This window comes from Prochlorococcus marinus str. MIT 9313, from assembly GCF_000011485.1.
In the GTDB taxonomy this organism is placed as follows: Bacteria; Cyanobacteriota; Cyanobacteriia; order PCC-6307; family Cyanobiaceae; genus Prochlorococcus; species Prochlorococcus marinus_D.
This window is the reverse complement of record NC_005071.1, coordinates 2398324-2410873: the sequence shown is the minus strand read 5'-3', so window position 1 is coordinate 2410873 and position 12550 is coordinate 2398324. Positions and strand designations below refer to the sequence as shown.

The 12550-nt window shown below is 51.3% G+C and carries 7 protein-coding genes; 4 read left to right on the top strand and 3 right to left on the bottom strand.

Features of this window, described 5'->3' with window-relative positions:
• Positions 1 to 236: 236 nt before the first annotated feature.
• The 3 genes from thrC to AKG35_RS12100 form a co-directional block, all read right to left on the bottom strand.
• Positions 237 to 1295: a threonine synthase gene (gene thrC, locus AKG35_RS12110; protein ID WP_052646208.1), complete on the bottom strand. Its 1059-nt coding sequence runs from the start codon at positions 1293 to 1295 to the stop codon at positions 237 to 239.
• A gap of 90 nt (positions 1296 to 1385) precedes the next feature.
• Entirely contained in the window at positions 1386 to 1973 is a 588-nt protein-coding gene (locus tag AKG35_RS12105) for an alpha/beta hydrolase (protein ID WP_011131637.1), read from the bottom strand.
• 24 nt (positions 1974 to 1997) lie between these two features.
• Positions 1998 to 3887 (bottom strand): ABC1 kinase family protein, encoded by a 1890-nt coding sequence (locus AKG35_RS12100; protein WP_011131636.1) that lies wholly within the window; start codon positions 3885 to 3887, stop codon positions 1998 to 2000.
• A gap of 58 nt (positions 3888 to 3945) precedes the next feature.
• Here AKG35_RS12100 and recN point away from each other — a divergent pair, with 58 nt between their 5' ends.
• The 4 genes from recN (at position 3946) to AKG35_RS12080 (ending at position 12542) form a co-directional block, all read left to right on the top strand.
• Positions 3946 to 5628, top strand: a complete 1683-nt coding sequence (gene recN / locus AKG35_RS12095) for a DNA repair protein RecN (RefSeq protein WP_011131635.1) — start codon at positions 3946 to 3948, stop codon at positions 5626 to 5628.
• A gap of 45 nt (positions 5629 to 5673) precedes the next feature.
• Positions 5674 to 8634, top strand: coding sequence for an excinuclease ABC subunit UvrA (uvrA, locus tag AKG35_RS12090; protein ID WP_011131634.1), 2961 nt, complete (start codon positions 5674 to 5676; stop codon positions 8632 to 8634).
• Positions 8634 to 10151: an alpha/beta hydrolase family protein gene (locus AKG35_RS12085; RefSeq protein ID WP_011131633.1), complete on the top strand. Its 1518-nt coding sequence runs from the start codon at positions 8634 to 8636 to the stop codon at positions 10149 to 10151. Before uvrA ends, AKG35_RS12085 begins: the two co-directional genes overlap by 1 nt.
• 258 nt (positions 10152 to 10409) lie before the next feature.
• Complete coding sequence (locus AKG35_RS12080; RefSeq protein WP_011131632.1) at positions 10410 to 12542, top strand: HAD family hydrolase; 2133 nt, start codon at positions 10410 to 10412, stop codon at positions 12540 to 12542.
• Positions 12543 to 12550: the final 8 nt, after the last annotated feature.

The window sequence follows — 12550 nt, the reverse complement described above, 5'->3', positions numbered from 1 at the left end:
AATTGTACAAATCCTTTATGGTGACTGGACTCTAATGCTTATAGACTTGTGGAAAAGATAGTTGGATATGTGGAGAGATGGCGCTCTTTCCACATTTTAATCAATTGGGGAAAAGGCTGAGGTTTTTAAATGGTTGGGTTTTGCGGCCTTTTCCCCAGTTTTAATAATAATTCGAGCATGATTTCCACAGTCAGATTTTAGATGGTCTATTCGAGATGCTGGTGTTTGCTTGCTCCTTAAAAACCCATGACATGAGCCACAGTGGTTAGATCTGGATTTAGATCTGCATGAAATATTGCATCGTTGTTATTGATGGCACAATCTGGATCTTTTAAACCGTTGCCAGTAAGGACACATACAACTGTTGCCCCTGAAGGGACTTCAGACGCACGTTTTAATAATCCTGCTACAGAAGCAGCACTTGCAGGTTCACAGAAAATGCCTTCCTCGCGACCAAGCAATTTGTAAGCTTCTAGAATTTTTTCATCTGAAACATCAAGAAAGGCTCCATTACTGCTTGACTTTGCGGCAATGGCCTTTTCTTTGTTGACTGGGTTGCCTATTCTAATTGCTGTTGCAATTGTATTTGGATTGTTTACGGTCTTGTTGAAAACTAATGGAGCAGACCCACTTGCTTGGAATCCCATCATTTGTGGTAGAAGTTGACATTTTCCGGCTTGTTTGTATTCTTGAAAACCCATCCAATAAGCAGTGATGTTACCTGCATTACCCATTGGGATGCACAGCCATTCTGGCGCTTCTCCGAGAGCATCAACAATTTCAAAGGCTGCAGTTTTTTGACCTTGAAGCCGGTAGGGGTTAACGGAATTCACCAGAGTTACTGGGTATTTCAAGGCCATTTCTTGAACAATGTCGAGAGCACGATCAAAATTGCCTCGAATTGCTAGCACTTCAGCGCCATAAACTAAAGCTTGAGCTAATTTTCCTTGCGCTACATAACCGTCTGGAATTAATACAAAAGCACGCATACCAGCGCGTTTTGCATATGCAGCAGCAGCAGCAGATGTGTTGCCTGTACTGGCACATATGACTCCTTCACAATTAGCTTCTTTGGCCTTGCTGATCGCCATAGTCATGCCTCTGTCCTTAAAGGACCCTGTGGGGTTGAGGCCGTCGTATTTCACGTAGACCTTGACTCCCCTGCCAATCTGTTCAGCTATGGAGCTGACAGGGATCAATGGCGTCGCTCCTTCTTTGAGGGTCACTACAGGTGTGGTTTCGCTTACCGGTAACCAGGATCTATACGCTTCTATTAGGCCAGGCCAATCCTGCATCACAGGCGTTGTGGAGATAGCTTGAGGGAGGTTTTGGCTGAGGGACACCAATAGAGAGCAAGAGAGCAGTTTTTAGTTGGAATCTAAGCCTTAAGGCTTAGATCCCTTAAGGCCGTCTAGTGGCGAATCGGAAAAGAATTTCACTAGACCAGCGATTGACTCAGCTTTTTGCATGATTCCAAACAGAGCCGGTAGGTTTATTGTCATTGTTTCGTTCGGATAGGCTTTTAGAAAGTGGATGGCATTAAGACCGCCTTTCCCTATTTGCATGCCATTGATGACTCCAGCTCTGAATGCCGGAACGCTTACTGAAGGGTTTGGCACGTTGAGAGGGTAGATGATTTTGGATATGCGGTTGATGATTACGTTGCCAATGCGGGTGGTCATTAATCGACTGGTAAGCCCTATAGGAAGTTCTAGCTTTTTATTGAGGAGCTTGGAAACAGTTTCTGGGTTTTGTCGACCGAATTTCAGGGCATCTTTTAACAGGCCTCTGGCTTTTCCTGTTTTTGCTAGATATTCCAAATCTGACACTGAGATTGAGCGGCGGAAGGCACCACTCACTAAGGCCACTTCTTTGGCTGCTTCTGCTTTCGGCATCGTTGAAAACAGACTTAATCCCAAACCTAGGCAGAGAGCCATCAGAGATCGATAAGAATGTTTTTTTGATTGATTCATTAGTGAACCCTTTAGTCACAGAATTTAGGGTGAAATTCCTGCTGCTACCTTGACAAGACGGACAACACCACGTTCGGCGAGACCCTGCGCAACTTTTATACCCATTTTGTGGGTATCAGGTTCGCGGATCAGTCTTGGTAGGCGGCTGAGGACTAGTTCAGGAGTGAAGTCTGGCAGGTTTTGCAAGATAACGATCAGTTGTCGAATTGGTTCTAAATCAAGCAGTGAGCCATCGTCAGAATTTTCAGACTCCGAACCAATGGCTATAAGTGGAGGTTGCAAGGATCGCGGTAGGTTACGACCCAGACGTTGAAATGTTTGCCAGCCAAAGGCGTCAAGGCGGTTGATTAGTGCTTCAACAAGTTGTTCTCTCAAGAGACCACCGTTGATTGAGAAGAGGAAATCGATGACCTGATCAATTAAGCTTTCCAAGTCGAGCTGGGCTTGGCTTGCAGCACTTGCTACAAGGTTTTCTAGTCGAGTCCAGCGGAAGATTTCTCCGTCAAAAAGCATTTCTTTGAGGCTTTGGCGTAATTGAGGGTCGGGATCTTCCATGAGTCGCCGAGCGAAGTAAGGATAAGCGGCACCAAGAATTTTGAATTCTGAATCTACGCTTAATGCGATGCCTTCAAGGGTTATCAGTGAACGAATAATTAATGCGTAGTATGGAGGTACCTTGAAAGGGAACCTGTACATTACGCCAGATAGGTCATCAGTTACGCTTTTGAAATCAAGGCGACTTACACCCATCTCTAGAGCTTGGCTGAAGACACTTTCAAACGCAGGTACAATTGGTTCGAGATTGACATCTTCTGCTAGAAAACCGAGTTTTACAAAGTCTCGTGAAAGGTTCTTGAAATTACGGTTTACCAGATGTACTACTGCTTCAATTAAGCCTGTACGTGATTCTCGGCTTACCTCACTCATCATTCCGAAATCGAGGTAGCAGAGCCGCCCATCGGCCATAGCCAGAAGGTTTCCAGGATGTGGATCAGCGTGGAAAAACCCGTGTTCCAACAACTGTTGCAAGCTGCAGTTAACTCCGACTTCAACCATATTATTGGGATCGATTCCTAGCTCTCTCACTGCCTTTAGATTAGTGAGTTTTACTCCATCAATCCATTCCATTGTAAGCACTCTACGGCTAGTAGCTTGTCGATAGATTATTGGTACAGCGATGCGTTGATTATGGCTGTGAAGCGTGCGGAAACGCTCTGCATTGGCAGCTTCATTAAGGTAATCCATCTCTTCAAATACTCTTCGGCCTAGCTCATCAATCAGCGCCACAAGATCACTACGTATCAACCTCACATTGCTTTTGAGCCATGCGGCAATGTTCCGTACGATGTAGAGATCAAGGGTGATTTGTTCCCGAAGTCCTGGTCGTTGTACCTTGACGGCCACCTGTTGACCTCCTTTGAGTACGCCTCGGTGGACCTGTCCTAGAGAGGCGGCAGAGATGGGTTCTTTGTCGAGTTGTTCGTAGATCTCTTCGATTGGTGTTTCAAGGTCTTCTTCTATGCAGGCCATAGCCATGACACTGTCGAAGCCTGGTAATTGGTCTTGTAGTTGTGAAAGTTCTTCCAGTAGAACTGGTGGTACTAGGTCTGGTCGACTGGAAAGAGCTTGTCCAGCCTTAATGAAAGCAGGGCCAAGCTCTACTAAGAGTTCCGCGAATTCTCGTGCTCGGGAACGAGCACGATTTGCATCGTTCAGTAAGCCAAAAACTTTGTCCCCTGCTAAGCCAACCAGGAAGAGACCAATTGGTAGAAGTGTTTGCCAGAGTCGGCGCAAAAGGCGCTGTGGATGGCCGGCATAAATTCTGGTAATTGCAGCAGGGTCGTATTCAAGTAGGCCTGCCGCCTCGATGAAATCCCCGAGTTCTGTTTCCATCCTGAGTGGGGTCTTGATCATTCACCCCTTCTAAACGAACCGTGCTGCCGCTACGGTCGGAATCATCACAGGGCTGGACGTGCTCACCGGTCTGCTGCTGCAGAACATAGCTCTGATCGAGAGTCTTGAACTGGAGTTCAGCTCCGGCTTTACGGTGCTCACCGGCGAGACCGGCGCAGGCAAGTCGATTCTTCTCGATGCCCTCGATGCGGTGCTGGGTGGAGCGCAGGGGGCCAGCGGCGTTCGTTTGCTACGCGCTGGTTCTGATCGAGCCAGGATCGAAGCTGCGTTTCAACTCAGCCCTGCGCTTGAACAGTGGTTGATCGGGGCGGAGTTTGACCCTGAAGAGGAGCTCTTGATCAGCCGTGAATGGAAACGGCAGGAGGGTGATCGCTTTTCTAGTCGCTGCCGGCTGAACGGCAGCACGGTGAATCGTCAGCAGTTGCTTGAGCTCAGACCGCTGCTGATTGATCTCACTGTTCAGGGCCAGATCCAGCTGTTGTCGCGTGTGGGGCAGCAACGGTTATGGCTGGACCGTCTCGGTGGTTCTTCGCTGGCAGAGGTCAAGGCACAGGTGGCTGATGCCTGGACGGACTGGCGCGTTGCTGCAGATGCCCTGATGGCTCTCGAGCAGGAACAGCAGCGTTTCGAACAGGAGCGGGCTGAACAGGAGCAGCAGTTGGAGCAGCTTCAAGCTGCTGATCTCGAGGATCCAGACGAGCAGCAGCGGCTGGAGCAGGATCAGGATCGCCTCGTTCATGGCGTGAGGCTTCTCGAGGGTCTGGCCTTGTTGTTTGGGCGTCTCCGCGATGGTGCGGATCAGGGGCCCTCTCTGCAGGATCACTTCTCGGCGTCTATCCAGGAGCTGCAGGCCATGGCCCAGTTGGATGGTTCCCTGGAGCCGCTGCGGGATCAGGCTCTGGATCTCGGGGCCGGTATTGACGCCTTGCTGCGCTCCCTCGATCAATACGGTCTGGCGCTCGAGAGCGATCCAGATCATCTGGAGCGGATCCAAGACCGCCTGTCGGTACTAAAACGCCTGCAGCGCCGCTATGGCCTTGATCTGGCCGGTTTGATTCTGCGTCGCGATGACCTGCTTCACCGTCTGGGTGCTGAAGGATTCGCGGCTGATCTCGCCCGCCTGCATCAGGACGAGAACGATCGACGCCAGAGCCGTGATCAAGCCAATGCGGCGTTGCATCGCGAGCGTTCCAATGCAGCGGAGGCTCTGGAGGCGTCGTTGCTTGAGCTGTTGCCCCCTATGGGCCTTGCCAACATGCGTTTCAAGGTGGATCTCACTCCCTGTGATCCCGCTGACCATGGTGCGGATGCTGTGCAATTCCTGTTTTCCGCCAATCCTGGCCAACCGATGGCACCGTTGACGGAGGTGGCGTCCGGTGGTGAGATGTCCCGTTTTCTGCTGGCGCTTAAGACCACTCTTGCCGCGGTGGATGGGTCTAGCACGCTGTTGTTTGACGAGATTGATGCCGGCGTCAGTGGACGCGTTAGTGGAGCGATGGCGGATCTTCTTCAGACCCTGGCGCGTCAACGCCAGGTGTTTTGCGTCACCCACCAGCCGCTCGTGGCGGCCGTGGCCGATCACCATTTCCGGGTAAGTAAGCATGTGGAGGACGGCGTGACCCATTCGCGAGTGTCCCGACTGCGGGACACTCAGGAACGCCGCCAGGAGCTAGCTGACCTCGCTGGTGGTAATCAGGCTGATGCCTATGCAGCGAGCCTGCTGGACCAGCGCACAGCTTGAAGGCTTCGGTTCTTCCTAAGCTCTTGAGCTTTCCAACGGGTCCTGATGGCGCGAGCTGCTGCCAAGATCGCTGATTCAGCTGGCTCGCTGGCGACTCAGGACGACGTGATTCGCGTGAGGGGTGCCAGGCAGCACAACCTCAATAACGTCGACGTCACCATCCCCCGCAACAAGCTGGTGGTGTTCACCGGAGTCAGTGGCAGCGGCAAGAGTTCGCTGGCCTTCGACACGATCTTTGCGGAGGGACAACGCCGCTATGTCGAAAGTCTGTCGGCCTATGCCAGGCAGTTCTTGGGGCAGGTGGACAAGCCCGATGTCGATGCGATCGAGGGTCTCTCGCCGGCGATCTCGATCGACCAGAAATCCACCAGTCACAACCCGCGGTCGACGGTGGGCACCGTCACGGAGATTCAGGATTACCTTCGTTTGTTGTTCGGTCGCGCTGGCGAACCCCACTGCCCCAAATGTGGCCGCTCGATTAAGCCGCAGAGCATCGACGAGATGGTCGATCAGATCCTTCTTTTGCCGGAGGGGACCCGCTATCAGTTGTTGGCGCCGGTGGTGCGCGGCAAGAAGGGCACCCACACCAAGCTGATCAGTGGCCTGGCAGCAGAGGGTTTCGCCCGGGTTCGCATCAACGGTGAGGTGCGCGAGCTGGCCGACAACATTGAGCTGGACAAGAACCACAGCCACAACATCGAAGTGGTGGTCGATCGTCTTGTTGCCCGTGAGGGGATCCAGGAACGGCTGACCGATTCCCTCCGCACGGCTCTCAAACGCGGCGATGGTTTGGCGTTGGTGGAGGTGGTGCCCAAGAAGGGTGAGGAACTTCCCGACGGCGTTGAGCGGGAGCGTCTCTATTCCGAGAACTTCGCCTGCCCGGTGCACGGCGCTGTGATGGAGGAACTGTCGCCACGGCTGTTTTCCTTCAACAGTCCCTATGGCGCCTGTGAGGCTTGCCATGGCATTGGCCATCTGCGCAAATTCACCGTGGACCGGGTGATTCCGGATCCATCCCAGCCGGTGTACGCCGCTGTTGCTCCCTGGGCGGAAAAAGACAACAGCTATTACTTCTCTCTGCTCTATTCAGTGGGTGAAGCCTTTGGCTTTGAGATCAAGACCCCATGGAATGAGCTCACGGACGAACAGTGGGATGTGTTGCTCAATGGAAGCCGCGAACCGATTCTGATTCAGGCCGATAGCCGGTATCGCAAGGGCAAAGGGGGGTACACCCGCCCGTTTGAGGGCATTCTTCCAATCCTTGAGCGGCAGCTCCGTGATGCCAGCGGAGAAGCCCAGCGCCAGAAGTTGGAGAAGTACCTCGAGCTGGTTCCTTGTGAAGCCTGTGGCGGTCAGCGGCTCCGACCCGAAGCCCTGGCGGTGAAGGTGGGTCCTTATCGGATTACTGAACTCACTTCTATCAGCGTGGCGCTGACTCTTGAACGCATCGAAAAGCTGATGGGCGTTGGAGCAGCTAATGGATCTGAGCCTTTGCTCAATTCACGTCAGATCCAGATCGGTGATTTGGTCTTGCGTGAGATTCATATGCGTCTTCGCTTTCTTCTTGATGTTGGGCTCGAATATCTCAGTTTGGATCGACCCGCGATGACCTTATCTGGCGGTGAGGCTCAGAGGATTCGTTTGGCGACACAGATCGGTGCTGGTCTTACGGGTGTGCTTTATGTGCTTGATGAACCAAGCATTGGTTTGCATCAGCGGGACAATGATCGTCTGTTAGCCACGCTCAGACGTTTAAGGGATCTGGGTAACACTTTATTGGTGGTAGAACACGATGAGGACACCATTCGTGCCGCTGACCATCTTGTCGATATTGGTCCAGGGGCAGGGGTGCATGGGGGTCATATTGTTGTTGAAGGATCTTTGGATCATCTGTTGATGGCTGAAGAATCTTTGACAGGTGCATATCTCAGTGGCCGCCGCTCTATTCCTACACCTAGACAGAGGAGAGAAGGAAGCAGTCGCAGGCTTCGTTTGATTGATTGTGATCGCAATAATCTTAAAAATCTCACCGTAGATTTTCCTTTAGGGCGCCTTGTTGCGGTCACAGGAGTCAGTGGTAGTGGTAAGAGCACTTTGGTGAATGAGTTACTTCATCCTGCCTTAGATCACAGTTTGGGTTTGAAGGTGCCTTTCCCTCAAGGCTTGGGCGAGTTGCGAGGTGTCAATGCGATCGACAAGGTGATCGTGATTGACCAGTCTCCAATCGGCCGTACACCGCGCTCTAATCCAGCCACCTACACCGGTGCGTTTGATCCGATTCGTCAGGTATTTGCTGCTTCCGTTGAGGCAAAGGCTCGTGGTTATCAAGTTGGTCAGTTTAGTTTCAATGTGAAAGGTGGTCGCTGTGAGGCTTGTCGTGGTCAAGGGGTGAATGTGATTGAAATGAACTTTTTGCCAGATGTTTATGTTCAGTGCGATGTCTGCAAAGGTGCTCGATTTAATCGGGAGACCTTACAGGTCACTTACAAGGGCCACACCATTGCAGATGTTTTGCAGATGACGGTTGAGCAGGCTGCAGAGGTTTTTTCTGCTATTCCCCAGGCGGCTGATCGATTGCGCACGTTGGTTGATGTGGGACTGGGATATGTGAAGTTAGGTCAGCCTGCGCCCACGCTTTCAGGTGGTGAAGCTCAACGTGTGAAGCTTGCTACCGAGCTCTCAAAGCGCGCTACTGGCAAAACCCTTTATTTGATTGATGAACCAACCACTGGCCTCAGTTTTTACGACGTGCATAAGTTGATGGATGTTATGCAGCGTCTTGTTGATAAAGGCAATTCAATTATCGTGATAGAACACAACTTGGATGTAATTCGTTGTTCTGATTGGATTATTGATCTTGGCCCTGAAGGAGGAGATTGTGGTGGCGATCTTCTGGTCACGGGGACTCCAGAACAGGTTGCATCCCATCCCACTAGCCATACGGGCCATTATCTCAAGAAGGTGTTAGCGAAGCATCCTCCTGAGACTGTGTCTGTTGCAGCTTGATGATGTTTTTTCGTTCCCGTCTTTGGCTGTTTGCAATCAGTTTTGGAGCGGGGCTTGGACTTTTTCCAAGCTCTGCTCCTGCACTTGAACGCTTGGTGTTTGATCTGCCTGTACTGGAAAGTCAGATTGATTTTGAGCTTGGCGCTGCTCAGAGCGCAGGCGATCTAATTGATGCCAATCCCGATTTTGTGGAGTTGGATCGGGCTACGGATGGTGCTTTTGTGCGACTTCTCAATCAGGTCTTTAACGCTCCCCTGCCAGCGCAGATTGAGAAGGTGATTGAGAAGTCTGTCGGGCAGCCTCTTTTGGAGCAGGCTTTGATCGTAGTAACCAAGTTGGTTCAAGTTGAGGGGTTGCCCCAAGACACCAGTGGAAGGATGTTGCTTGAGGCGCTTTCGCGTGCTTCCAAGAGTGGTCAGCCAACTGTGCTTGGTTTGTTGCGACAAATCCCTGGTCAAGCTGCATCCATCAACTTGTCGAAATTGGCCAGCTATGTCTCACGGCTTCAACGTAATCAGCTAGCAGCAAATCTGCTTGTGGAGAAAGAGGCTCCTGTTCAGATTAAAACTGGATTACGCATGCCGCTTACCGGGTTGTGGTTAAGTCAGCAAGTTGATGTTCAGGCTTCCCATCGCTCGAAACCGATACGGGTGGTGGTGATACAACCGAAGTCTCGTGCAAATGGTCGCTTGGTGGTCATTTCACATGGGCTTTGGGAGTCTCCGAGAGATCTTCAGGGTTGGGCTGAATATCTTTCTGCTAACGGTTATACGGTGTTGCTCCCGGAGCATCAGGGCAGTGATGCTGATCAGCAGAAGGCGATGTTGGCGGGTGATCAACCTCCGCCGGGACCTCAAGAGTTGCGTCTTCGTGCGATGGATGTGACTGCGATGCTTTCTGCTGTGGAGTCAGGTGGTTTGTTGTCAAGACTTTCCCTCAATACAGATGAGGTCGCTGTTGTTGGTCATTCATGGGGGGCGACTACGGCGATTCAATTGGCTGGAGCACGCTCAACGGATGTGAAGCTCGCTGCTCGTTGTCATAACCAGGATGACCCTGAGCGCAATATCAGCTGGATACTGCAGTGCAGTTGGCTTTCCAAAATGAATGAGTCTTCTGTTGAAGACTCACGGGTCAAGGCTGTTGTGGCGGTGAGTCCGCCGTTACGTCTTCTATTTGATCCAAGTAGAACTTCGGTTTTGACAGCCAAGGTTTTGTTGGTTAGTGGCACTCGTGATTGGGTCGTGCCTCCGGTGCCTGAGGCTCTGGTGCCCATGCGTGATAGTGGTGCTTTGGAGTTTGGCCATCGCTTGGTGCTTGCCCAAGATGGTGGTCACTTCAACTTGATGGCACCTGCAAATCAGCTTCAGCCGGCCACTTTGGCGCCCCTCATTCTTGCTTGGATTAATGAACAGCTTGCAAATCCTGGTGTTGTCACCTTTAGTGGCGGCGGTTGGGGTGATGCTGTGCATCCTTTAGTGGATGTGACTGATGCGGCTCTGAACCTGTATCGCTGAGGCTTTTTGGCCTGGCTTGTTGCGAGCAAGAGGCTTCATTATTCTGTTTTTGAGGTTTGTATTTCTCAACGATTCGTTCTAGGATTTTTCTTTTTAAAAGAGAAAACACATAGAGGGAATATATTGTTGTCGTTTCTAGTGAGCTGGGAGGTTTGGTTCTCATCCTTTCTTTAGGCTTATGAGGATGGAAGTTCCTTGATTATTTCTTGATGGCCATCCGCATCTGGATGGTTTCGTTGATCGCCTTGGAGGCATCAGATGGGTTTGAGATTGCTTCATCTGCATCTTCATGGACTGTTTCGATCTCACGACTTGGAATTGGGTCGCGATGCTGATACAGGAGGCCAGGCTCTTTATGTGCTCGAGCTTGTCAGGGGCCTGGCAGCGCGTTCGGAAATTGAGCAGGTTGAGGTGGTTACCCGCTTAATTCATGATCGTCGTGTTTCTACTGACTATGCCAATCCCATTGAGGATATTGCTCCTGGGGCCAAGATCATCAGGCTGCCTTTTGGACCAAGACGATATTTGCGCAAGGAGTTGTTTTGGCCCTATTTGGATGATTTAGCGGATCAGACCGTTAGCCATCTCCAGCAGCAAGAACATCTTCCTGATTGGATTCATGCTCATTACGCCGATGCAGGCTATGTGGGAGCCCTTGTGAGTCGCAGGCTGGGTGTTCCCTTGGTGTTTACAGGTCATTCCTTGGGTAGGGAAAAGTTGCGGCGTCTGTTGGGAGTTGGTGGAGACCATGAACAGATCGAGCAAACATATGCCATTGGTCAACGTATTGATGCTGAAGAGTTCACTCTTGCTCATTGTAGTTTGGTGATTACGAGTACTCGCCAGGAAATTGATCATCAATACGCTCGCTATGGGCGTTTTGTTCCGGAGCAAGCGGAGGTGGTGCCTCCCGGCGTTGATTCCATTCGCTTCCATCCACTCCAATCTTCTAGTGAAACGGATGTTGTTGATGGATTGCTCGCGCCCTTTTTGAGGAAACCTTCTTTACCTCCTCTTTTGGCTATTTCCAGAGCTGTGCGTCGTAAGAATATTCCTTTTTTGGTGGAGGCTTACGGCCGCTCGCCTGTGTTGCGTCAACGGCATAATCTTGTGCTTGTACTCGGCTGTCGGGATGATCCTCGTCAGTTGGAGAAGCAACAGCGGGAGGTGTTCCAGCAGGTTTTTGATCTCGTGGATCGTTACGACCTCTATGGCCGGGTGGCTTATCCCAAACAGCACCGTCGTGATCAGATCCCAGCGATTTACCGATGGGCAGCCTTGCATCGTGGTTTGTTTGTGAATCCAGCGCTTACCGAGCCCTTTGGGCTCACTTTGCTTGAAGCGGCGGCCTGTGGTTTGCCGATGGTGGCGACTGATGACGGTGGTCCACGCGACATCCTTGCTCGTTGTGACAACGGCTTGTTGGTTGACGTTACTGATCTGGAGGCACTTCAGGATGTAATGGAGCAGGCTGGTTCAGACGCAGATCAGTGGCGTCTTTGGAGTGATAACGGGATTGTGGCGGTCAGTCGGCATTTCAGTTGGGATGCTCATGTTTGCCATTACTTGGCATTGATGAAGCAACGTCTTGAATTGTCTCAGCCACGAATCTGGGCCACAGATAAAGAGTGTCTGGGCAGTCCACTGGGGCAGAGTTTGTTGTTGCTTGATCTTGATAGTTCTCTCGAAGAACCCGAGGCAGAGGGTTTGGCTTCGCTGCGGGAGGGATTGGAATCCATTGGCTCTGGCGATGCGCATGGTCTGGGAGTATTGACGGGTCGTTCTGTGCAGGCTGCAAAAAAGCGTTATGCAGAGCTGAATCTTCCTTCTCCTCGGGTTTGGATTAGTCGCGCGGGTACTGAAATCCATTACGGATTGGAGGATCAGTCGGATCGCTTTTGGCAGGCCCATATCGACGTTGATTGGCGGCGACAGGCAGTGGTGTCTGCTTTAGCTGATCTCAAGGACCATTTGACGCTTCAGGACGATCAGGAGCAGGGTCCTCACAAGGTGAGTTATCTATTGAAAGAGCATGGTGAGGCGATTTTGCCACTCGTCCGTCAGCGTTTAAGGCAAAGGAGTCAGGCGGCACGTCCTCATTTGCGTTGTCATTGGTTTTTGGATGTGGTGCCTTTGCGAGCTTCCCGAAGCGAAGCCATTCGCTATCTCTCTCTTCGTTGGGGATTACCTCTTGAGCAGATTTTGGTTGTTGCCAGTCAACAAGGTGATGCTGAATTGGTAAGGGGATTGACTGCTTCAGTAGTCCTTGCAGAGCATGATCCTTGTCTGGAGGGTTTGCGACATCAGCAACGAGTGTTTTTTGCTAACAACCCGCATTTGTTTGGACTTTTAGATGGCTTAAATCACTATCGATTTTTCTTAAAGTCTTAACTGACACC